Source organism: Paenibacillus sp. A14 (genome assembly GCF_036864815.1).
GTDB lineage: Bacteria > Bacillota > Bacilli > Paenibacillales > Paenibacillaceae > Fontibacillus > Fontibacillus sanfengchensis.
In genome coordinates this window covers 19,480-39,811 of record NZ_JBAGJD010000020.1, presented here as the reverse complement: position 1 = coordinate 39,811, position 20,332 = coordinate 19,480, and the positions used below count along the sequence as shown (strand labels likewise).

The following is a 20,332-nucleotide window of genomic DNA, read 5'->3' as shown; positions in this document are numbered from 1 at the left end:
AGTAAAATCGACAATTGGACCTATAACAGCGAACAAGATACATGGACATGCACGGCTGGGCAAACGCTCCATTTCCGGAGAGGGAGTAAGGAGAAAACAGAAAGTGGGTATGAAATCGAATACCGACATTACCGAAGCTCCGGCTGCGAGGGTTGTCCGTTAAAGCCGCAGTGTACACAAGCCCAGGGTGATCGTGAGATCAAAGTTAGTATGAAGTATTTGCGGTTAAAGAGCCAGGCAAGGCAAAAACTCCGCAGTGAAGAAGGTTATGCCTTGGCCGTAAGGCGCATGATCGAGCCGGAACCTGTGTTTGGCGATATGAAGAACAACCGAGGCTTTAAAAGGTTTCTGCTTCGAGGCTTACAAAAAGTAAGTCTGGAGGTCGGCTGGCTTTCCCTTGCCCACAATTTGCTTAAGAAAGCCGCCGTAGACTCCAAAAAAGAAGGAGCTAAGCGAAAACAGCCCGCTTAGCTCCTTCTTTTTTTACAAATATCATCCTATTTTGTTGGAGAGGGTGTTCCAAAGTTTACTTTTGGGACAGCCTCTTTGCGCTTAAGGAGGGGATTTACGATCCTCCGGTCCGGCGGCGCTGGTTATTCGGTTTTTTGTTGTTTTGGCTTTTCAACATTTTGGTTTGCTGGTTTCCCATCATACCCGGTTTGTTGGCGTTTAGCTGCTGCTGTTTCTTCTGCTGCAGCTTCTGGCGCATCGCTTCGGCCAGATCGATTTTCCGGGGTTCTTTGTTTTCCGACATCAAGATCATCTCCTCAAATAGAAGGGGGCATGCCCTTATTTTAAACGTTTTTAAATAAGCGTACAACGGGAATAATGAGCCTGGGCCGCTTTTGCCGGGGGCAACACTGTTTCTCTGGACTTACACGGATTTTATTTGCTACGATGATGTAACGATTTAGATAAAAGAGACCTTGTCATAAGGTCTGGAGGTGCAGGGGACTTGGATGTTTATGAGGATATACGCAAAGGGGAACGGGGAGCCTGGGTCAGTATCGCCGCTTATCTGCTGCTGTCGGCCTTCAAGCTGATCAGCGGTTACATATTCGCCTCCAGCGCTTTGCTGGCGGACGGCTTTAACAATTTAACGGACATTGTGGCCTCGGTCGCGGTGCTGATCGGCCTGCGGATTTCCCAGAAACCGCCGGATTCCGACCACGCATACGGACATTTCCGGGCGGAAACGATCGCCGCGCTGGTCGCATCGTTTATCATGGCTATGGTGGGCATCCAGGTCATTATCACAGCGGTGCGAGCTTTGATTGAGGGGAGCCATGCCGAACCGGATATTCTGTCCGCCGGAGTAGCCTTGATCTGTGCGGTGGCCATGGGCGGAGTCTATTTGTACAACCGTAAGTTGGCCACGCAGATCAATAACCAGGCATTGATGGCGGCGGCCAAGGATAACCTGTCGGATGCCATGGTAAGCATCGGAGCCGCGGTCGGTATTGTGGGAGCGCAGTTCGGCATTCCTTGGCTGGACGGGGTTGCCGCGGTGGCGGTAGGACTTTTGATATGCAAAACGGCGTGGGAAATTTTTCGCGAATCGACCCACAATCTTACGGACGGGTTCGACGAGCGGGAGCTTAGTGATTTAAGAGGGACTATCGCCCGGATTTCGGGGGTGGAGGGTATCAAGGATTTAAAAGCCCGCGTGCACGGCAACCATGTGCTTGTCGACGTTGTCATCGAAGTCAATCCACAATTGTCCGTTATAGAAGGGCATCATATCAGTGATTTGGTGGAGGAACGGATGCGGAAAATTAAAAATGTCATGCATGTCCATGTCCACGTTGAACCGAAATCGACGGAGCCGCGAAAAGAAAGCAGGCTGTAATACAAAAGGACGGGCCGGTTTTCCTGAATAGGAAAATCGGCCTTTTTTATATGCTTGCCTGCTAGGCAGATAGAAGTATATCGGTTTGAAAATGTATGCGGATCGACGGATTTAGACAAAGTTCGACATGGTCTATAATGGGAACAAGTCCAAAGAAAGGAGGGACGACACAGAATTCGCCTATAGACACCAAGAACATCCTCAGGAGGCATGAATATGAAACGAAGTATAGCTGTTCTAGCGATAAGCGCTGTAGTACTAACTACCTTTACGTCCATGCAACAAGAGGCATCAGCAGCAAACTCTCCTGCCATCATTCGAGGTCATATTGAGAACAGCGTGAATTTACGCGACAATCCTTCGCTTTCGGGGCGGGTCATCGGACTTTTGAAAAAAGGTTCGGATGTTACCGTTTTGGATCGGAGCAACGCTTATTTTTATAAGGTGCAAAGCGGGGACGGCGCGGTCGGCTATGTGAGCGCGGCGGAAAAATATATCAGCGTAACGGAAACGGCGGTAACTCCGGCGCCAAGTTCGCAAGGGACCCCGGCCGTCGTGGAATACGGCGTGAATTTGCGGGACAAGCCTTCCGCGTCAGGGCGAGTGCTCGGCATGTTGCCGAAAGGGACCCCGGTTTCGGTTCTGGAGCGCAGCAATCAATATTTCTATAAAATTGTTACAGGAGACGGGTTAACCGGTTATGTCAGTACGTCCGACAAATATTTAAAAGTCGGCGGTTCCGTTCCGGAAACCACTCCGGCAGCGCCAGCACCGGCTCCAACCCCGGAACCCCCTTCCTTCAGGGATAAAATCGAATCGGTGATCCAGACGGGGCAAAAGTATCTTGGCACGCCGTATGAGTACGGGTCGGACCGCAGCACAACAACGACCTTCGACTGCTCGGATTTCGTACGTCAGGCTTTCCGTGAGGCGCTCGGCATCGTTCTTCCCGCGGATTCCCGCAAACAGGGCCAATGGATCCGTGACAACGGCACCGCGGTTTACGATATCGCCAGTCTGAAGCGCGGTGATCTGGTCTTCTTTATGGAGTACCGTGGCTCCGCCGCATCGGCCTATAAAGGGGTGGACGTCAACAATGAACGGATTACGCACGTGTCCATCTATCTGGGTGACGGTCAAATGCTGCACACCTATTCGGCCAAATCGGGCGGCGTACGCATCGATAAGCTTGATGGATCTTGGGAACACCGTTTCTTGTATGGCGGAAGTGTCCTGAAATAATGAACTAAGACATCATAAGCACCGCAACGCAAAAATGCTCCGCCAGCAACAGGATACCCTGTCCGGCGGAGCATTTTTGTTGAAAGGATGACTTTATCGTCATCCTCTTATACATTAATAAGTAGGAGTGTAGCCTGGGCGATAAATCCAGGCTTTTCCGAGCCAGGTATAGATTTCAACCCAGTTGTTGCTCGTTTGGCCGGTCGGATTAACGGTTTGAGGCGCCAGGGCACTCAGTGTCTTGCCGCCCGGAGTTTCATAGAAATACGTAACCTTGGTAAGCGTAATCGGTTCTGGCGCAATAATGATTTCATCCGGAGTTATGATCGGTTCGTCCAAATCCACATAGGTGCTATTCGTAACACTGGTCCCTTCCGAAGTAGTTACGGTTCCCTCGACGGTCTGTCCCACGACGGTGGGAGCCGTGTTCGTATTCTCATTCGTACTCGTTGTGGCAGGGTCTGCGGATACGCCCGTCGCAAAAGCCGCGGTGAGAAGCACGGATGCGGTAAGTGCTGTTAATTTTTTCATAAATCTAATCCTCCTTCAACAGTATAAAATATATATTCTAATAGTTCATATAAACAGCCAACCAACCTAAGAATCATTTTTGTGGTAATTTTTTCTGCAGCAAGTTTCGGGGACTTATGGTAAATCAAAGGAGGTAACATGGGAAAAAAGAGACTTTTTATCGGATTTGTTCTCCTGGCGGCGGTGTCTATCGTCATCGGTTTGATTTTGTACATCCGTCCAACGGATCAACTGGATCTGCGGTATACCGAAATTTCCTGGAAGGACAAGCTCTTTGCGATGGCGGAAACCCGGCGGGCGGAATTGACGCTCTCCGAGCGGGAGCTTAACCAACTGGCCAAAAAAGCATTGACGGAGTACCTTGAGGAACACGACCTTCCGGTTACTGTAACCGGAGCGGAGTTTCAGTTGAATGGAGAACGGCTTGAAGCCCGCGTCCATGCGACTTGGGGGGCCTTGGAGGCGGGTCTGCGCGCCGGGTACCGGATGGAGTTTTCCGCCGGAAAACTTACGCTGACGCCCGAATTTCTTCGGGTGCGGCGTGTAGAGCTCTCACCGGGGACTTTTGGTTTGGAGCCGATTATCGTCCGGCTTGATGCGGCTCTCCCGGATGTAGTGAAGATCAAGGCGGTCGACTTTCAGGAGCATTCGCTGAAGATACGCTTTGCCTTGGACTGGATCGAGCTGGCCCGATATTTGGAAGGATTGCTGTAGGACAATAAGAAGAGAAAAGCGCGAGATGCCATGGTTGGGGCCTTGGCACTCGCGCTTTTTTAAATTTAGGAGAGAAGAAGGCTTTCCGTCATCTTATCTACAAGGAGCGGCTTCTTCCCGTGAACAGGGAAATCACAAACAGGACGAGGAAAATGAAGAACAGAACTTTGGCGATCGAGGCCGCAGCCGCGACGATATTGAAGAATCCGAATATTCCGGCAATCAGAGCGATGGCCAGAAAAATCATAGACCATTTCAGCATGCGAATCATCTTCCTTTCATCATAAATTGTTGTATAGTGGTACTTGGGAAGCATTTTTTGCCAACCGGTTTGCTTTCCGGAAGAAGGGCAAGCCAGAAGAACCGGTTCGCTTGTAGCTTTCATTAACCCGGGTATTTTGGTCTGAAACAAGCCCGTATTATGCAGTTTTTGGCTGTTTGTCGCTTTGTTTCGGGACTAAGGGCTTAGGGTAACTATGGTTTATCGAAGCATCCATACAGAAAGAGAGGGAACGGTATGATTTGGGAACTCAGTGTGGCACTAATTGCCGTGGCATTTACGGTACTTGTGATCTTTTTGATCAAAACGCTGAAAGCGGCGGAGAAATCGCTCGACAAAACGACGCAAACGTTGCAGGAAGTTCAGAAAACGATTGACGAGCTTAGCTATGAAGTAAAGCATGTAGTAAGGCATGCCAATGATTTGACCGGGGATTTGCAGCACAAGATGGAGCAGATCGATCCGGTGCTGGAATCGGTGAAAAATGTGGGAGAAGTGTTAAACGAGGTTACCTTGGCCGCGAAGCAGGTCTCCACGGCGTTTATCGACCGGATCAAAAGCCAGCCCAAACGGTCCAAAACCGCCAATACATCTTCGAATAAGACGGTAGCGCAGACGCCGGTCGAGGTGCAAAACTACGATCCTGCGTATCAGGCCCCACTACCGGCAGACTCGAGCAAATCGCCGGGCTGGATGAAATGGGTGGACATCGCCGCAGGGGTGTGGCAGAAATACCGTTCCTAAAGATAGAGCGGTACATAAGCCTTCTTTTTCGACTGAGCTGATCCATTTTCGCGGAGACGGCCCCTATGGCGGACAACGGAAATCATCAGAAAGGGTGAAGAACATGTTGAACACGCTATTGCTGCTGGTCGGACTACTTTCTCCCTTTGCCGGTTTTTCGGCGTCGGCCGCCACGGGGCCACCCGCAGCACAGCCTGCCGCACAGCCCGCCGCGGAGCTGGCTCTGTGGCAGCCTCCGTATCCCGCCACGGCTGAGGCGGAGCGGTTGGAACAATTTGATTCCATGGGTGGGATCTCTTTGTCGGATGACGTTCAGCTCATTTTGTCGAAAAAAGGGGAACCGGATCGAATCGATCAAGATTCCTTTACGGGCTATATGGAACTTCACTATGGCAACCTGGCCATAGGTGTGTACGAAGACCTTGTTTATTACGTACACACGGGACCGTCGCCGAAACGCATAACCTTGAACGGGATCGTCATTCCGTTACAGAAACCTTGGCTGGAGCGTTATCTCGGCAAACCGGACTTTGTGGCCGAGGACGGGGACGTGTACATTCGGGGACATGCCGCCTTAAAGCTCTATAAGGAGGCGGACACCGGCAAAATTATCGGTGCAGATTTATTTGACGATACCGCTTCGTAAATCGTGGCCAAAGTTGTTTCATCTAAGGGATAACGGGGTAATGAACCCTAGATTTTTGTAATTGCCAGACTGCTTAGGAAGGGAGCGAGTATCATGAGCACGATCGACAACAAATCATATGCCAAAATCGTGGAGAATGGTGTACAGGCTGTAGAAACGGTTCAAGAACTTCACTCCGCCGGATATGAAGCTGAACATATTTATGTGTTGGCCCATGATCAAGACCGGACCGACCGGATTGCCGAGGCCGCCGATGCGGGCGAAATCGGACTCAAGGAAGAGGGCGTGTTTACCGCGCTGGCCAACCTGTTCCGGTCCCGTGGGGATGAGCTTCGCGCCAAGATTATATCCCTGGGCTTTACCGAGTCGGAAGCGAGATTTTACGAGAAGGAACTGGATCTGGGAAGAGTGCTGGTGATCGCCAAGAAATCAGCCTGATTTAAATACTTCAGGTTTCCAAACTTATAGATAAGGAATGGGCGGGTTGTCCCCATTCCTTATCTATGTTTTTGGAGTTTTGTGCAAATCTTGTCTAGGCAGGAAGTATTTTGTCATATTATGACAAATGAGTGGGGAAACATGTTATCCTGAATACAGGATTTTAGATTCTTTCAGATGGCTAAGGAGAGTTTTATGAGAATTTTAATCGTGGATGATAATCCTACCAATATTATTATTATCAGAGAGATTTTGAAAAAAGAAGATTACAGGGACACGGTAGCCGTCTCTTCGGCACATGAAATGTTTCAAAGGCTGGGGGTTGAGGCGCCCGGCGCTCCGATGAGCAGCGGCTCCTCCGATATCGATCTGATCTTGCTGGATATGATGATGCCCGAGATGGACGGCATTGAAGCGTGCCGGCTGCTGCAGCAGTACGAAAACTTGAAGGATATTCCGATCATCATGGTAACGGCGGTGGGCGATTCCAAGAAGCTCGCCGAAGCGCTCGATGCCGGGGCTGTCGATTACGTCACCAAGCCGATCAACAAGGTGGAGCTGATGGCGCGCATCCGGCTTGCCTTGAGGCTGAAGCATGAGAAGGATTGGCACAAAGAGAGGGACCAGCGGATTCAGGAAGAGTTGAAACTGGCGGCCTTGATTCAAAACGCCGTACTGAGCTCTCCGATCAAGGACCCCCTCTTTGAGATTGACGCACTCTACAAACCTTCCTTTGAACTGGCCGGTGATTTGTATTCCTGGTACCCGCTTGGCGACGGGAGATACGGGATTATTTTGCTGGACATGATGGGCCACGGTATTTCCTCGTCGCTGTTCTGCATGTTTATCGCCTCCGTCCTTAAGGACACCGTCAGCACCTATGTCGAACCCGAAAAAGTCATTCAGGAACTGAACCGCAGATTCAATATGCTTTATATAGACAGCCAACTTGTACAGTACTATTTCACGGCGATCTATCTCGTGGTGGATACGAAGTACAAAAAGATCGATTATGTGAACGCGGGGCATCCTCCGGCTTTGTTTTACCAAGAGGGCAAGGAAGTTGCCAAACTGCATGCGGTTTGCCCGCCGGTAGGGCTGTTCGACAAAATTGAGGCGGCGCCGCAGACGATATTTTATGAAGGCGAAGGCCATGTGGTGCTATATACCGACGGATTGATCGAATGTGTGGCAGGAACCCAGGAGGAACAATTGGATTGGCTGGAGCGCCAAGTTCGGGTGTCCCACGCATTCGACAAGGAGGAGATGGAGCGGCTGTTGTTCCACGAAGATCCCCCCCAGGATCGGGAAGATGACAAATGCCTGGTGTGGATCACATTAAAAGGAGGAGAAGGCAAGGCATGAAAATCCGCAGCAAACTGGTTATCGGCTTCAGTTCGCTCTTAATCATCATGCTGATTTTGACGTTCACCGGCTATGACCGTTTAAGGTATATGAATGAGGAATTGGACGGCATTTATAGCGATAAATACTATACGATTCAAAACACATCGGGAATGCGCGGCGAGTATAACGACATTGCCCGTATTTTAACGAATATTTTGCAGAAGCAAGATCCGGATTACACCGCTGTTGAAGAGAAGAAGCTCGAGACCAAAATTCAAAAAGCGAGCGGCTATTATGAGAAGGTAAAGTCAAAAGCCCATACTGCCGATGAACAGCAAAATATAAGTACGATCGATAATGCCTTGGACGCTTTTATGGACTACAAGAGCCATGTATTGGCCTTAATGAACCGTGAGCAGTATGAGTCGGCAAACAAGTACCGGCTGTCCACCGGACAAGCGGCTCAGGATCATTTGCTGAACACCCTGAACGACTACCGCGATTACTATAATGCGCAAATTCAGGAGGCCATCTCGGTAACGCAGGCCGAATACGAACGCTCGATCCGGTTAACTATCGCAACGATGGCTGTCGGTCTTTTGGTCGGTCTGGGCATCGTCCTGTGGATACTCCCCAGCATTGCCCGCGGTTTAAGTACGGTCAATCTTATGATGCATTATTTCGGAAAAGGCGAGCTGGACGCGATTCAAAAAGTAGATATTCCGACTAAGGATGAGATCGGGGAAGTGGCCCGCATCTTCCAGGAAATGTCGGAAGACTTGCAGGAAACGCAACAGGCGGAGGAAAAATTTCTTCAGTTACAGAAGGACCAGTCCTGGGTCAACTCGAACCTCGCCCGGATTACGGATCTGCTGCACGGCATAAATTCGCTGGAGCAGATCGGACAAATGTTCATCAGCGAGTTTACGCCGGTCGTCGGTGCCCGTTACGGAGCGATGTATATCCGCTATGAGGATAAGAATCCGAACCAGCTCTACTTGGCCGGGACATACGCCGGAGGACGGGACTTGGATACCCCTGAGGCTTTCCGGGTTGGGGAAGGGCTGGTCGGTCAGGCGGCGCTGGACAGGAAGCCGATTTCGCTGCAGGAGGCGCCAAGCGGCTATGTTTCCATCCGTTCCGCATTGGGAGAATCACAGCCGAACCATATTTATATTCATCCAGTGATGTTCGAGGAAGAACTGCTGGGGGTTGTCGAGTTTGCCTCCTTCGAGCCGTTCTCACCGGTTCAGGAGCAGTTGATGTCCGGGCTGGCCTCCAACCTGGGGATCGTACTGAACAATATCAACCGCCGCCTGCGCGTGGAAGAGCTGCTTCGCGAGTCCCAGGCTTTGACCGAAGAGCTTCAGGTTCAATCGGAGGAGCTGCAGACCCAACAGGAGGAACTGCGCAGATCCAACGAAAGCATGGAGAAGCAGACGCAGGCGCTGAAGCGTTCCGAAGAATTGCTGCAGCGGCAGCAGGAAGAGCTGGAGCATTTTAATACCGAGCTGATCGCCAAGACGCGGGCTCTGGAGGAACAAGTGCAGGAAGTCAAAGAGAAGAACGACGAAATCGAACAGACGAAGCTGGAACTGGAGCGTCATGCGGCTCAACTGGCACAAACCAGCAAGTATAAGTCGGAGTTTTTGGCCAATATGTCCCATGAACTGCGCACCCCCTTGAACAGCCTGCTGATTCTATCCCAGCTTTTGTATGAGAATAAAGAGCGGAACCTGACCGGGAAGCAAATCGAATACGCGCATACGATTCATATGTCCGGCGCGGATTTGCTCAAAATGATCGATGAAATCCTCGATTTGTCGAAGGTGGACGCCGGCAAGATGGAGATCAACCGGGAAGCGGTCAGACTCGACGAGCTTACCCGCTTCGTGGAACAAAACTTCGGACCGGTCGCGCTGAAGAGCGGCATCGTGCTGAACATTGAAACGGATGCTTCCGTTCCGGCCGAAATTCATACGGACGGTCATCGGATTAAGCAGATTTTGCGGAACCTGATGTCCAATGCTTTCAAGTTTACGAACCAAGGGGAGATCTCGCTCAACATCGGCACGGCGAATCCGGAGTGCTTGCCGGAAGGGCTGGACTCTTCCCGCGAATATTTGGAGCTGGCGGTGAAGGATACGGGGATCGGGATTCCCGCCGACAAAATGGACATTATTTTTGAAGCGTTCCAGCAAGTGGATGGAACGACCAGCCGGAAATACGGCGGTACCGGCCTCGGTCTATCGATTAGTCAAGGACTGTCGAAGCTGCTTGGCGGCCTGATTACGGTGCAGTCCGTAGAGGGCGAAGGGAGCATTTTTACGTTGTATCTGCCGAAGGAAGCGCCGAGCCGGCTGTTTGTCGCCGAGCAGGAAGCGGCCGTTTCGAATGCCGTCGTCGCTCCATATTACAGCCAAAACTCCTACGTCCGTCCGGTTGAACAGCCTGTGGCCGCGGCGGAACCGATCGAGGATGATCGGGAACGGCTCGCCAGCGGTGACAAAATCATGCTGATCATTGAGGACGATATTCAGTTTGCCAAAATTCTGCTTGATATGGCCCGAAGCCACGGTTTCAAAACGCTGATTGCCGTCCAAGGGGATGTCGGACTGGAAATGGCGAGAGATTATTTGCCGGACGCGATTATCCTTGATATCCAGCTGCCGGTGATGGACGGCTGGTCCATCCTGAACGAATTGAAGGGCCATGCCGAAACCCGGCACATTCCGGTGCATGTCATTTCGGTCGTTGACGATGCCAAGCAGGGCCTGATGATGGGGGCGATCGCCTATCTGCGCAAACCGTCCTCCCGCGAACATTTGGAGCGGGCCTTCTCCCATATCGAATCTTTTACCGAAAAAAGTTTAAAGCACCTGCTAGTCGTGGAAGACGACGACGTGCAGCGTAACTCGATCATCGAGCTGATCGGTCATGATGACGTCGTGATCACGGCGGTTTCCACCGGCGCAGAGGCCTTGCGGGAGCTGCGCGAGAAGCGTTACGACTGCATGGTGCTGGATTTAATGCTGAGCGATATCACGGGCTTCGATCTGCTGGATCAAATCCGCGATGACGAGGAGTTGAACGATCTGCCGATCATCATTTACACCGGCAAAGATCTGGACAAGCAGGAAGAGCTGCGGCTCCGTAAATATGCCGAGTCGATCATCATCAAGGACGTGAAGTCCCCTGAACGCCTGCTGGATGAAACCACGCTGTTTCTCCATCGTGTCGAAGCGGAGCTGCCCGAAGACAAGCGCCGGATTCTGCAGAAGCTTCACAACAAGGAAGAACTGTTCGAAGGCAAGAAAATTCTGCTTGTCGATGATGATGTGCGCAACGTATTTGCCCTGTCCAGCGTGCTCGAAGGTTACCGCATGAATGTGGTTTACGCGGAGAACGGCCGGGAAGCGATCGATATCCTTAAAGAGCAAGGAGATTTCAACCTGGTGCTTATGGACATGATGATGCCTGAAATGGACGGTTATGAAGCGATGCGCGAAATTCGGAAGATGCCGCAGTTTGCCAAGCTGCCGATCATCGCGCTTACGGCGAAAGCGATGAAGGATGACCGTGGGAAATGCATCGAGGCCGGCGCTTCCGATTATGTAAAAAAACCGATTCAGACGGATCAATTACTCTCGCTAATGCGGGTATGGTTGTATTCGTAACCTTGAGGAAAGGTTAAATATACGATAAGCAGGTCTTTCTCCTTTCAGGGGACGGATGCCCAGTTTTTTTGTAATCGGAGTTGAACCTATGGCACCCAGTGATTTTTCGGATTATCCGGATAACGAAGCGTACGGCCGGACCTCGCCCAGCGAGCGGGAGCAGTTGGAGATCGAACTGCTTCTGGAAGGGGTTCACCGGCTGTACGGCTACGACTTCCGCAATTACGCCCTTCCTTCGCTCAGAAGGAGGATTTGGCACCAAGTCCATGCGGAGCATGTGACGACCATTTCCGCTTTGCAGGAAAAAGTGCTGCATGACCGGGAATGCTTCGAGCGCCTGGTCTACAGCCTGTCCATTCCCGTAACCGAGATGTTTCGGGACCCGTCCCTGTTTCGCGCTTTTCGCGAAAAAGTCGTGCCCCTGCTGAGAACATACCCGTATATCCGGGTTTGGCATGCGGGGTGCTCGACGGGGGAAGAGGTTTACTCGATGGCCATTTTGCTGCATGAGGAAGGTCTCTACGATAAAGCGAGGATTTATGCCACCGACATGAATGGCCGCTCGCTGCAAATAGCCAAAGAGGGCGTGTTTGGAATTGAGAAAATGAAGCTGTATACGAAAAACTATCAGGAAGCGGGAGGCACCCGTTCTTTTTCCGAGTACTATACGGCGAGATACAATTCCGTGTTATTTCAGCCCTTTCTGCGCAAAAACATGATTTTTGCCGAGCACAACCTGGCGACGGATCAGTCCTTTAACGAGTTCAATGTCATATTTTGCCGAAATGTGATGATTTATTTTGACGAAACGCTGAGAAACCGGGTCCATTCTTTGTTCCATCAAAGCCTGAGCCACTTTGGCGTTCTGGTGCTGGGAGCGAAGGAATCGATTCACTTTACGGAGTACGATGCTTGTTACGAACCGCTGGACCGGGTGGAGAAAATGTACCGGAAGATTAAATGAAGGATGCAGGAGGATTCCATGGGGGTTGAAAAGCCGATTCATATCTTGCTGGTAGATGACCGCCCCGAGAACCTGATGGCCTTGGAAGCGGTTCTGGAAAGTGAACAATATATTTTGGTCAAAGCGACTTCCGGCGAAGAAGCCCTGAGGTATTTATTAAAAGAGGACTTTGCGGTGATTGTGCTCGATGTGCAAATGCCCGGACTGGACGGGATTGAGACCGCAAAGCTGATTAAAGCCCGGGATAAGACAAAGGATATTCCGATCATTTTTATCTCTGCCAACAGCAAGGAGGCGGAGCACTTGTTCGCGGGATACTCCGCCGGGGCGATCGACTACATGGTGAAACCTTTTATTCCGCAAATTCTGAGATCGAAGATCGAGGGATTTGTGGACATGTACCAGACGAATCAGCGGCTGAAAACCCAGAGCATGCTTTTGCAGCAAAAAACGCTGGAATTGGAGCGGACCAACGAAGAACTGGTCAGAGCCAAAGAGGCTGCGGAAATTGCGGCCAAAGCCAAAACGGAATTTCTGGCCATGATGAGTCATGAAATCAGGACCCCGATGAACGGAGTCATCGGCATGATCGACTTGCTGCTGGAAACCGAACTCAAAGACGACCAGAAGGAATATGCCGAAATTATTCGAGGCAGCGCGGATACGCTGGTCACGATTATCAATGACATTCTTGATTTTACGAAAATGGAATCCGGCAAAATGGAGCTGGAGGAAAGTCCGTTTGAAATCAGAGCGACGATTCAGGAGGTTATGGGGCTCTTTTCGGTTGATGCCGCCCGGAAAGGCCTGGAGCTGGTCTCCTTCGTCGACGAGCGGATTCCGCCTGTACTGTACGGCGATATGGGCCGCCTGCGCCAGGTGTTGATCAACCTGGTCGCCAATGCCATGAAGTTTACCGAACAGGGCGGAATCTATTTGATGGTCGACTGCAAAGAGAAGAACGGGGACCAGCATTTGCTCGAGTTTACCGTGAAGGATACGGGAATCGGAATCGCTCCGGATAAAGTGGACCGTCTGTTCAAGCCGTTCTCCCAGCTGGATTCGTCGATGACCCGCAAATACGGAGGAACGGGCCTGGGACTGGCGATTTGTCAGACCCTGGTGCAAATGATGGGCGGTTCGATCCGGGTGGAAACCCTGGAGGAAAAGGGGGCTACTTTCGTCTTTACGATCTGCGCCAGCGAATATTTCGATGAGAGCACGGATTTGGTCTGCGCGGCTCAGGTATCGATGTTCCCTGACGAAGCGGAGTCCAGGGAACGCATGCTGATTGTCGATGACCATCCGATTAACCAACGGCTGATGGTCAGTATGCTGCAAAAGCTGGGTTATGAACCGGAAGTGGCTGAGGATGGCCTACAAGCCGTGACAATGGCTGCCGACCGGAACTATGACTTTATTTTCATGGATTTGCAGATGCCGCACATGGATGGCCTGGAGGCTACCCGTAAAATCCGGGAACAGCAGGTCCCCGGCAAGGAACCGAAAATTATCGCGATGACGGCTAACGTGATGGACGGCATCCGGTCCAAATGCCATCAGGCCGGAATGGACGATTACATCAGCAAGCCGCTGAAACTGGCTTCAGTAAAGGCGGTTTTGTCCAAATACAGCAAGAATTACATGACCGAAACTTCGGTTCATTGATTCATCCGGCCTTGTGCCGGGTTATTTATAAAGAAACCACAATTCAGGAGAGAGTGTCTATGAATACAAATAAAAATGAGAAGTTTACCGTTACGTCGCAAGTGGAAAACGGGACATGCACCGTCTATCTGCGCGGTGAGCTTGATCTTTCCGTTGCTCCGGATTTTCGCCAGGTGATGGAGCCCCTCGCTCTCAACGATAAGCAAGACTTGATCATCAATTTGAGAGAACTCAAGTACATCGATAGTACCGGCATAGGAATTCTGCTGTCGATTTTAAAGACAAGGCATGGAATGGAAGCCGGTTTTTGGGTCAAGGAAGTGCCGGAACAAATTCAGAAGCTGTTCGATATGACCGGAATCGCGAAGTTTTTTGCCGCCCAGGAGAATTCCCAATAGGAAAGGATAGAGTATCATGATAGACGAGGTTCAAAAAGTTGTAATCAGTTTGCCGGCGACTGCGGAGTTTGTGGATATAGTCAGGTTAAACCTGTATGGAATAGCCTCAAAAATGGGCTTCTCGTACGAAGAAATCGAAGATATGAAAGTGGCTGTGTCCGAAGCGTGTAACAATTCGGTCTTGTATGCTTACAAGGATACGAACGGCATGATGGAGGTTACTTTTGAGATCATCGGTGATGCATTGTCCATTACGGTCAAGGACGAAGGGGAGAGCTTTGATTCGTGGGGTGAGCGGTCGACGCTGCACGACAAAAACTTGAATGAAGCCCAAATCGGCGGTCTCGGCTTCTATCTCATGCAGGCGTTAATGGATGACGTTAGCGTATTGAATGAAGCCGGAAAGGGAACGAAGGTAGTCATGACTCGCCGCTTAATGAAGAGCGAGGAGAAGGTATGACGGATAAATTGACTCCCCCCGAGTCTTTAAATGAATCCACCAGTATGATCTGGGAATATCAACAAACCAAGGATAATGACATCGCCACTGTTCTGATTCAGAAATATGAGCCGATGGTTAAAATGGCGGCGGGAAAAATCGCGCGCAACCGTCCCGACCTTTATGAAGATCTTTACCAAGTCGGGCAAATGGCGCTGATCCGATTGCTGCAGCAGTACGATATCGAAATGGGAATTCCGTTTGAGCCTTACGCGATGAAGAGCATGATCGGTCACATGAAGAATTTTTTGCGGGACAAGTCCTGGTACATTCAGGTGCCGCGCAGAATTAAAGAGAAGGGAGCCCTGGTCCAACAGGCGATCGATGAGCTGACCGTTAAACTGGAGCGCTCCCCCGACGTGAGGGAGATCGCGGACTATCTGGAGCTTTCCGTGGAGGAAACGGTGGAAGTATTGGCTGGTCGGGAATGCTATCACTATGTGTCGCTCGATTCGCCGCTATCTCAAGAGGAAAGCGCGGCTACACTCGGCGAACTCATCAGCTCGGACGCGGACGATTACGACACCGTCGAAAAACGGATGGATCTGCAGCAAGCTCTCAGCCAGTTGAAGGAGCAGGAACAGCAGGTGCTGTTGTTGGCCTTTCAAGAGGGACAGTCCCAGCGGGCGATTGCCCAGAAGTTGGGCGTATCTCAAATGAGCGTATCCCGGATTCAAAAACGGGCGACGGAGAAGCTGAAGCAGATTATGTCCAACTCGAACACAATGTAACAGCATCCGGTAAAGGAGTACAGTCATGGAATTGGAGAATCAACTACGGGTGAAGCGGAGCGGACAAGGCTGGTCCTGGATCGACTTCGAAGTGAAAGAGGGCGAGTGGGACAGCCCGGAAGTCCGGCGTCTTCGGCAGGATTATCCTTTGACTAGGGAATGGCTGGATGCGCTTCCCAAGATAGAATCCAATCAATTATCCGTAAGATTCCCGGACGGCAGGGAGCCCATTCTATATGGCTCCCTGTTTTATTCGGTGCGGGAAGAAATCAGGGATGCGGAGGCCGATTGCTTGCTGGCTCATTTCTTTGTGAGTCCGGAGGTCTTCATCACGATCAACCTTGATGCCAACACCACGCGGGTCATGAACCAAAAAGATAATGAAATCATGTTGCTGGATTGCCCGCGGCCGATCGACGGATTGTTTGTTCTCACCCGGGTGATCCTCCATTACTTCCGGGTGGGGATGGACCGCTTCGAGCGGAACTTGCGGAAGGTTGAAGAATTGATGAAAAAACGCAACCGGAAACACCTGATGAATCAGATTTTAACCGCTCGTTTCGAGCTGCTGCATTGGTCCAATTTGTTCATTCCTTTTCTGGAACTGGTCACGGCCGCCCGTGAAGCTTATCTGGAACAAATGGAGGACAGCATCCCGTTCAAACGTTTTTTGTACCGGGCCGAGCGGATGAGCGGGCTTGTCAAGCACTACGAGAAGGAAATCGACACTTTGATCTCCATCGATGATGCGGTCTCGGGTTTTCGGGGCAATGATATTATGAAAACCTTGACGATCATGACCGCGGTATTTACCCCAGCTACCGTAATCGGGGCGATTTGGGGAATGAATTTCGACTTTCTCCCTTGGGTCAAACAGGGGATGTTCGGCTTCGCGCTAATCTGCGGAATTACGCTGCTTTTTACGCTGGGCTTCTATATTTGGATCCGGGCGAAGGGGTGGACCGGGGATTTGCTGGAAGTGGACGAGGAGAACTCGAATCTGTAAGCAAAACATATAAAGAAGGTTGCCCTATCCGCAGGGCAACCTTTAGGTGTGACCGCCTTTTTTCCAAGCTGCAGGGTTATTGCTCGGGATCGGACACCAATCCCTCTTCATGGTCCTCACTGTTCGTCTTCATCTTATCCATATCTTCGCCAAGCCGCTTTAAGTCCTCCATGTCATTGACCATGGAACCGTTCTCGGCCTTGGTAATATCTTTATGCCCGGGGTACTCCCCTTCACGAGCCTCCCGAATCTGTTTCTCCACATATTCCTGCTGTTCTTCCTTCGCTGTTTTAAAATCCACGGGGAACCCTCCTTTGAGATTCACTCCTTAGAATGACTAGCCGGCAAACTTCAGAATTATTGTATCCTTACGGCTTGGATTGGATGTAATCCTGCAGGCTTTTAATATAATCGCCAACCATCGGCAGATCCACGAACAAGCTTAGAATCCAGCCGAGCAGACCGAGGATGACGAAGGTCCCCACACTGAGCCCGAGCCCGCGGGACAGACCGGCTACAAAGTTGGTAAGTACCCGTTTTTTCGGATTTGTATAGTTCTCCAAAATATCTTTAAAATCGGCCTTCTCCAGCATATCGGCAATGCTGTCCAGCTTGCCGTTCAATCGCTTCACTTCATGCCTGAGTTCAAAGGGATGGTCTTTGGTGTCATATGGATTTAAACGTGCCATCGGCCTTCCTCCTTGCGATGAATTTAGGCTCACAAACAGAAATCGCCAGCTGCCCGAGCTGGCGATTTTCAGGGGACAGCCCCGTTTACACGGAAGAGTTCGTGGAGGAGCCAAACTCGCGTTTAGCTTCGCTTGAGGCCTTGTTGACCTCCTGCTTTACATCCTCCGAGCTTTTTTCCGCCGCTTTGCCGACTTGCCCAACCTCTTGCTTAATGTCTTCGGACACTTCCGCAGAAGCCTCTTTTACACTGGACACAATGTTGCTGGCGCTTGCGCCGACGGTTTTGGCAAGGTCCGTCGTTTTGGAAACGACCGTCTTGGCGAGCTCGGAGCCTTTTTCACAGGCAACCGAAGCCATTTCCTTGGACTTGTCCGTCGCGAGGGTAAGCTTGTCCGACAAATCGCTGCGCAGTTCGCGCCCCGGCTTCGGCGCATACAGCAAGGCTGCCGCCGCACCGAGCAGCGCTCCGATCACAAGCCCTTTCGTAAAGGTTCCTCCACTTTGTACAGGGTATTCCGTCTCGGCTTTATTCATCTTTCATCGCTCCTTTATGTGGATATTCTTCATTGGATGAAAAAGCGGTTTGAACTGGTGACTTCAGGTGCTTTTCTTACTTCGTATATAAACGATACGGGACGGGGTGAAACAATCCGCCGCTTTGCCGCGGTCGCCGTTTCTTCTATATTCGGGAATGGCGAATCAAGGGCGGCTGTACTATACTGAAGGGATGATAGTTTGTTGTGCGAAAGGGGATAACCATGGATAACATATTGGTGGAAGAATCCCGCGGGGGAATGCTCGAATGCACGCACCGCGGTCATATATGTATTGCAGATGAGGCGGGCAGGGTCATAAAAGCGGTCGGAAACCCTCATTTCGGCGTATTTACCCGTTCGGCGGCCAAGCCGTTCCAGGCCATTCCGGGTATACGCGCGGGCTTGGCGGGAAAATTCGGCTTAAGCGATGACGAAATCGCGATCATGACGGCCTCACACCGTGCCGAGGAAATGCATATCGAAACATTGGAGAGGATCCTCCGAAAAACGGGGCTCGACGAAAAAACGATGGTCTGCGCACCGAGTCTGCCGATGGATGCGGCGGCAAAGGAACAGCTGCTTCGGAACGGAGGGGGGCGACGCCGCTTGTATCACAATTGCTCGGGCAAACACCTGGGCCTCATGGCCTACAGCAAGATGAACGGTTATCCGCTGGAGAACTACAGCGATCCCGATCATCCCGTGCAGCGGGAGATCTGGGAGACGCTTGCTTCCCTCGCCGGGTTGCCGCTGGTCAGCATCGGCCGGGCCGTCGACGGATGCGGGCTGCCCGTCTTCCATCTTCCTTTGTCCGCACTCGCTAATGCTTACCTGAAACTGGCTTGTCCCGACCGTATCGAAGATCCCGCGACAGCCGCGGCGGCGGGTACAGTGGCGAATGCGATGAACCGCCATCCGGAGATGGTCAGCGGAACCGGCCGGATCGATACATTGCTGCTTCAAGATCCGAACTTGGTCGCCAAAGGAGGCTTTAAGGGCGTCTATGCTTTTGGCCTGCGGAAAGAGCGGCTGGGCGTAGCCTTCAAAATCATGGATGGATCGGAGGAGGAGTGGGGGCTGATCGCGCTGGCGATTCTGGAGCAGCTGGACTATGAAAACAAGGACACCTTGGAAAGGCTGCGTAGAGCTTTTACTCCGGTAATCCGGAATGATGAGGGAACGGAAGTGGGGGTATCCCAAACCGTTTTCCGGCTTGGCCAGGTTTGATGGACCGGAGGGCTCGCCTATTGATTAGCCGATGGGGCTAAAGGGTAAAAATGTAGCAAATCCAGTATGGTGCTATATAGGCGAGGAGGATTAAGATGATAAAAATAGTAACTTCGGAAGAGAGGCATACGGCCCATGCCGGCCCTGTCCAGAGCGAATTCAGCTTTTCCTTCGCGGACTACGTTGACCCCGGGAATGCCCATTTCGGCTGCCTTCTGGTGCTGAACGATCACATCCTGGCTCCCGGTAAAGAGTTGGAGGCCCATCCTCATCATGATCTGGAAATTGTCACTTATGTAATATCCGGTTCGTTGACAAGCTCCGCCGGGTCCGCGGGCCTCGAGCCTTTAGAGGAAGGCTCGTTTCAGGTGCTCAGTTCGGGTACGGGAATCATCCACGCGGAAGCCAACCGGTCCCCGGGCGAGCCTGCACGTTACCTTCAAATGTGGTTCCTGCCGGATCGCCAAGGTCTTCCCCCCGCCGAGACTTCCCGCCGGATTCCCCGGGACGAACGGATCGGGAATTGGATGCCGGTCATCAGCGGGAAAAGGGACGGGGACTTCCTGCGCATTCATCAGGATGTAAACATCTTTGCTCCCGTGCTGACGGATAACGAGGAGCACTTGATCCGCACCTTGAATCGAAGACAGCATATTTTCCTGATTGAGGGGCATGTAGAACTGTTGGGCGAGAAGCAGCGGTTTTCGCTGGGGCCCGGCGATGCGGCCAGAGTCCGGTGCCCGGACGATCTGGTCATCCGGAAGTCAGGGGAAGGCATAGCCGAGCTATTGATCGTCGATATGCCTTAAACCGAACGGACTCCGCTGAGGAGCGGAGAGGTTGTTATTTCTTGCGGAGGTTGCCCAACTCCTGAGCCAGCGCCTCCACCTCGGAAATGCTGAGCCGTTCCTTGCTCATCACTAGCTCATAAATGTCCAAAATGTCTTCATATTGGTCCGTATTAAAGGCGGAAGCGTTCATGGCGGCTCCGGTCGCCATTTTCAGCTTCGCTTTGATGGCCTCGATCATATATTCCACGTTTTCCTGGCTTTTTTGAGTTAAGTCCATGGATCCTCAACATCCTTTCCGTTTCATGTCCCGGTTATTGTACCACGGTTGGGCCGCGGGTACACTCTTTTTGCTAG

The 20,332-nt window shown here is 51.5% G+C and carries 24 protein-coding genes; 17 read left to right on the top strand and 7 right to left on the bottom strand.

What is annotated here, in order from left to right:
- On the top strand, positions 1 to 471 hold a 471-nt coding region (locus V4U88_RS25910; RefSeq protein ID WP_334075811.1), incomplete at its 5' end, for a transposase.
- Positions 472 to 565: 94 nt separating this feature from the next.
- Here the strand turns inward: V4U88_RS25910 and V4U88_RS25905 are convergent.
- Positions 566 to 754: a hypothetical protein gene (locus tag V4U88_RS25905; protein ID WP_334076084.1), complete on the bottom strand. Its 189-nt coding sequence runs from the start codon at positions 752 to 754 to the stop codon at positions 566 to 568.
- Positions 755 to 955: 201 nt separating this feature from the next.
- Here V4U88_RS25905 and V4U88_RS25900 point away from each other — a divergent pair, with 201 nt between their 5' ends.
- Together V4U88_RS25900 and V4U88_RS25895 are read left to right on the top strand one after the other, a co-directional pair.
- Positions 956 to 1,849 carry a cation diffusion facilitator family transporter gene (locus V4U88_RS25900; protein WP_334076083.1) on the top strand — a complete coding sequence of 298 codons (894 nt, stop codon included), beginning with the start codon at positions 956 to 958 and terminating at the stop codon, positions 1,847 to 1,849.
- Positions 1,850 to 2,065: 216 nt separating this feature from the next.
- Entirely contained in the window at positions 2,066 to 3,091 is a 1,026-nt protein-coding gene (locus V4U88_RS25895) for a C40 family peptidase (RefSeq protein ID WP_334076082.1), read from the top strand.
- 114 nt (positions 3,092 to 3,205) lie between these two features.
- On the opposite strand, the gene V4U88_RS25890 is transcribed toward V4U88_RS25895, so the two are convergent.
- The gene (locus tag V4U88_RS25890) at positions 3,206 to 3,622 is read right to left on the bottom strand and encodes a hypothetical protein (RefSeq protein WP_334076081.1); all 417 of its coding nucleotides are present in this window, start codon (positions 3,620 to 3,622) and stop codon (positions 3,206 to 3,208) included.
- Positions 3,623 to 3,760: 138 nt separating this feature from the next.
- On the opposite strand from V4U88_RS25890, the gene V4U88_RS25885 reads away from it, so the two are divergent.
- Positions 3,761 to 4,336, top strand: coding sequence for a hypothetical protein (locus tag V4U88_RS25885; protein ID WP_334076080.1), 576 nt, complete (start codon positions 3,761 to 3,763; stop codon positions 4,334 to 4,336).
- A 97-nt stretch (positions 4,337 to 4,433) separates the two neighbouring features.
- Here the strand turns inward: V4U88_RS25885 and V4U88_RS25880 are convergent, their stop codons facing one another.
- Positions 4,434 to 4,598 (bottom strand): DUF1328 domain-containing protein, encoded by a 165-nt coding sequence (locus V4U88_RS25880; protein ID WP_334076079.1) that lies wholly within the window; start codon positions 4,596 to 4,598, stop codon positions 4,434 to 4,436.
- 255 nt (positions 4,599 to 4,853) lie between these two features.
- Between V4U88_RS25880 and V4U88_RS25875 the strand changes: the two genes are divergently transcribed.
- The 11 genes from V4U88_RS25875 to V4U88_RS25825 all read left to right on the top strand — a co-directional run bounded on the left by V4U88_RS25875 (position 4,854) and on the right by V4U88_RS25825 (position 16,734).
- Complete coding sequence (locus tag V4U88_RS25875; protein ID WP_334076078.1) at positions 4,854 to 5,360, top strand: DUF948 domain-containing protein; 507 nt, start codon at positions 4,854 to 4,856, stop codon at positions 5,358 to 5,360.
- 94 nt (positions 5,361 to 5,454) lie between these two features.
- Positions 5,455 to 6,006, top strand: a complete 552-nt coding sequence (locus V4U88_RS25870) for a hypothetical protein (protein WP_334076077.1) — start codon at positions 5,455 to 5,457, stop codon at positions 6,004 to 6,006.
- A gap of 93 nt (positions 6,007 to 6,099) precedes the next feature.
- Entirely contained in the window at positions 6,100 to 6,444 is a 345-nt protein-coding gene (locus V4U88_RS25865) for a general stress protein (RefSeq protein WP_334076076.1), read from the top strand.
- Between the two features lie 195 nt (positions 6,445 to 6,639).
- A complete protein-coding gene (locus V4U88_RS25860) occupies positions 6,640 to 7,809 on the top strand; it encodes a PP2C family protein-serine/threonine phosphatase (protein WP_334076075.1) in 1,170 nt (389 codons plus the stop codon).
- Positions 7,806 to 11,468: a response regulator gene (locus tag V4U88_RS25855; protein ID WP_334076074.1), complete on the top strand. Its 3,663-nt coding sequence runs from the start codon at positions 7,806 to 7,808 to the stop codon at positions 11,466 to 11,468. The genes V4U88_RS25860 and V4U88_RS25855 overlap by 4 nt, the downstream gene beginning before the upstream one ends.
- A gap of 88 nt (positions 11,469 to 11,556) precedes the next feature.
- The gene (locus V4U88_RS25850) at positions 11,557 to 12,432 is read left to right on the top strand and encodes a CheR family methyltransferase (RefSeq protein ID WP_334076073.1); all 876 of its coding nucleotides are present in this window, start codon (positions 11,557 to 11,559) and stop codon (positions 12,430 to 12,432) included.
- Positions 12,433 to 12,450: 18 nt separating this feature from the next.
- Positions 12,451 to 14,100, top strand: coding sequence for a response regulator (locus tag V4U88_RS25845; protein ID WP_334076072.1), 1,650 nt, complete (start codon positions 12,451 to 12,453; stop codon positions 14,098 to 14,100).
- Positions 14,101 to 14,159: 59 nt separating this feature from the next.
- Positions 14,160 to 14,498 carry an STAS domain-containing protein gene (locus V4U88_RS25840; RefSeq protein WP_334076071.1) on the top strand — a complete coding sequence of 113 codons (339 nt, stop codon included), beginning with the start codon at positions 14,160 to 14,162 and terminating at the stop codon, positions 14,496 to 14,498.
- Between the two features lie 16 nt (positions 14,499 to 14,514).
- On the top strand, positions 14,515 to 14,958 hold the full coding sequence (rsbW, locus tag V4U88_RS25835; protein WP_334076070.1) for an anti-sigma B factor RsbW: 444 nt from the start codon (positions 14,515 to 14,517) through the stop codon (positions 14,956 to 14,958).
- Positions 14,955 to 15,728: a sigma-70 family RNA polymerase sigma factor gene (locus tag V4U88_RS25830; RefSeq protein WP_334076069.1), complete on the top strand. Its 774-nt coding sequence runs from the start codon at positions 14,955 to 14,957 to the stop codon at positions 15,726 to 15,728. Before rsbW ends, V4U88_RS25830 begins: the two co-directional genes overlap by 4 nt.
- Positions 15,729 to 15,753: 25 nt before the next feature.
- Positions 15,754 to 16,734 (top strand): magnesium transporter CorA family protein, encoded by a 981-nt coding sequence (locus tag V4U88_RS25825; protein WP_334076068.1) that lies wholly within the window; start codon positions 15,754 to 15,756, stop codon positions 16,732 to 16,734.
- Positions 16,735 to 16,810: 76 nt separating this feature from the next.
- Here the strand turns inward: V4U88_RS25825 and V4U88_RS25820 are convergent, their stop codons facing one another.
- The 3 genes from V4U88_RS25820 to V4U88_RS25810 all read right to left on the bottom strand — a co-directional run bounded on the left by V4U88_RS25820 (position 16,811) and on the right by V4U88_RS25810 (position 17,958).
- Positions 16,811 to 17,035 carry a hypothetical protein gene (locus tag V4U88_RS25820; RefSeq protein ID WP_334076067.1) on the bottom strand — a complete coding sequence of 75 codons (225 nt, stop codon included), beginning with the start codon at positions 17,033 to 17,035 and terminating at the stop codon, positions 16,811 to 16,813.
- Between the two features lie 67 nt (positions 17,036 to 17,102).
- The gene (locus V4U88_RS25815) at positions 17,103 to 17,423 is read right to left on the bottom strand and encodes a DUF5665 domain-containing protein (protein WP_334076066.1); all 321 of its coding nucleotides are present in this window, start codon (positions 17,421 to 17,423) and stop codon (positions 17,103 to 17,105) included.
- 85 nt (positions 17,424 to 17,508) lie between these two features.
- Positions 17,509 to 17,958, bottom strand: a complete 450-nt coding sequence (locus V4U88_RS25810) for a YtxH domain-containing protein (RefSeq protein WP_334076065.1) — start codon at positions 17,956 to 17,958, stop codon at positions 17,509 to 17,511.
- A 224-nt stretch (positions 17,959 to 18,182) separates the two neighbouring features.
- On the opposite strand from V4U88_RS25810, the gene V4U88_RS25805 reads away from it, so the two are divergent.
- Both V4U88_RS25805 and V4U88_RS25800 read left to right on the top strand, forming a co-directional pair.
- Positions 18,183 to 19,187: an asparaginase gene (locus V4U88_RS25805; protein WP_334076064.1), complete on the top strand. Its 1,005-nt coding sequence runs from the start codon at positions 18,183 to 18,185 to the stop codon at positions 19,185 to 19,187.
- Between the two features lie 95 nt (positions 19,188 to 19,282).
- Positions 19,283 to 19,996: a pirin family protein gene (locus V4U88_RS25800; RefSeq protein ID WP_334076063.1), complete on the top strand. Its 714-nt coding sequence runs from the start codon at positions 19,283 to 19,285 to the stop codon at positions 19,994 to 19,996.
- A 34-nt stretch (positions 19,997 to 20,030) separates the two neighbouring features.
- Here the strand turns inward: V4U88_RS25800 and V4U88_RS25795 are convergent, their stop codons facing one another.
- On the bottom strand, positions 20,031 to 20,255 hold the full coding sequence (locus V4U88_RS25795) for a DUF1128 domain-containing protein (protein ID WP_334076062.1): 225 nt from the start codon (positions 20,253 to 20,255) through the stop codon (positions 20,031 to 20,033).
- Positions 20,256 to 20,332: the final 77 nt, after the last annotated feature.

What these genes read in the sequence shown, in the direction of transcription:
- V4U88_RS25890 (WP_334076081.1), bottom strand. Translation starts at nt 3,622, where the DNA reads ATGAAAAAATTAACAGCACTTACCGCATCCGTGCTTCTCACCGCGGCT.
- V4U88_RS25805 (WP_334076064.1), top strand. Translation starts at nt 18,183, where the DNA reads ATGGATAACATATTGGTGGAAGAATCCCGCGGGGGAATGCTCGAATGC.
- V4U88_RS25875 (WP_334076078.1), top strand. Translation starts at nt 4,854, where the DNA reads ATGATTTGGGAACTCAGTGTGGCACTAATTGCCGTGGCATTTACGGTA.
- V4U88_RS25905 (WP_334076084.1), bottom strand. Translation starts at nt 754, where the DNA reads ATGTCGGAAAACAAAGAACCCCGGAAAATCGATCTGGCCGAAGCGATG.
- V4U88_RS25855 (WP_334076074.1), top strand. Translation starts at nt 7,806, where the DNA reads ATGAAAATCCGCAGCAAACTGGTTATCGGCTTCAGTTCGCTCTTAATC.
- V4U88_RS25885 (WP_334076080.1), top strand. Translation starts at nt 3,761, where the DNA reads ATGGGAAAAAAGAGACTTTTTATCGGATTTGTTCTCCTGGCGGCGGTG.
- V4U88_RS25815 (WP_334076066.1), bottom strand. Translation starts at nt 17,423, where the DNA reads ATGGCACGTTTAAATCCATATGACACCAAAGACCATCCCTTTGAACTC.
- V4U88_RS25880 (WP_334076079.1), bottom strand. Translation starts at nt 4,598, where the DNA reads ATGCTGAAATGGTCTATGATTTTTCTGGCCATCGCTCTGATTGCCGGA.
- V4U88_RS25850 (WP_334076073.1), top strand. Translation starts at nt 11,557, where the DNA reads ATGGCACCCAGTGATTTTTCGGATTATCCGGATAACGAAGCGTACGGC.
- V4U88_RS25845 (WP_334076072.1), top strand. Translation starts at nt 12,451, where the DNA reads ATGGGGGTTGAAAAGCCGATTCATATCTTGCTGGTAGATGACCGCCCC.
- V4U88_RS25865 (WP_334076076.1), top strand. Translation starts at nt 6,100, where the DNA reads ATGAGCACGATCGACAACAAATCATATGCCAAAATCGTGGAGAATGGT.
- V4U88_RS25895 (WP_334076082.1), top strand. Translation starts at nt 2,066, where the DNA reads ATGAAACGAAGTATAGCTGTTCTAGCGATAAGCGCTGTAGTACTAACT.
- rsbW (WP_334076070.1), top strand. Translation starts at nt 14,515, where the DNA reads ATGATAGACGAGGTTCAAAAAGTTGTAATCAGTTTGCCGGCGACTGCG.
- V4U88_RS25800 (WP_334076063.1), top strand. Translation starts at nt 19,283, where the DNA reads ATGATAAAAATAGTAACTTCGGAAGAGAGGCATACGGCCCATGCCGGC.
- V4U88_RS25860 (WP_334076075.1), top strand. Translation starts at nt 6,640, where the DNA reads ATGAGAATTTTAATCGTGGATGATAATCCTACCAATATTATTATTATC.
- V4U88_RS25840 (WP_334076071.1), top strand. Translation starts at nt 14,160, where the DNA reads ATGAATACAAATAAAAATGAGAAGTTTACCGTTACGTCGCAAGTGGAA.
- V4U88_RS25810 (WP_334076065.1), bottom strand. Translation starts at nt 17,958, where the DNA reads ATGAATAAAGCCGAGACGGAATACCCTGTACAAAGTGGAGGAACCTTT.
- V4U88_RS25830 (WP_334076069.1), top strand. Translation starts at nt 14,955, where the DNA reads ATGACGGATAAATTGACTCCCCCCGAGTCTTTAAATGAATCCACCAGT.
- V4U88_RS25795 (WP_334076062.1), bottom strand. Translation starts at nt 20,255, where the DNA reads ATGGACTTAACTCAAAAAAGCCAGGAAAACGTGGAATATATGATCGAG.
- V4U88_RS25825 (WP_334076068.1), top strand. Translation starts at nt 15,754, where the DNA reads ATGGAATTGGAGAATCAACTACGGGTGAAGCGGAGCGGACAAGGCTGG.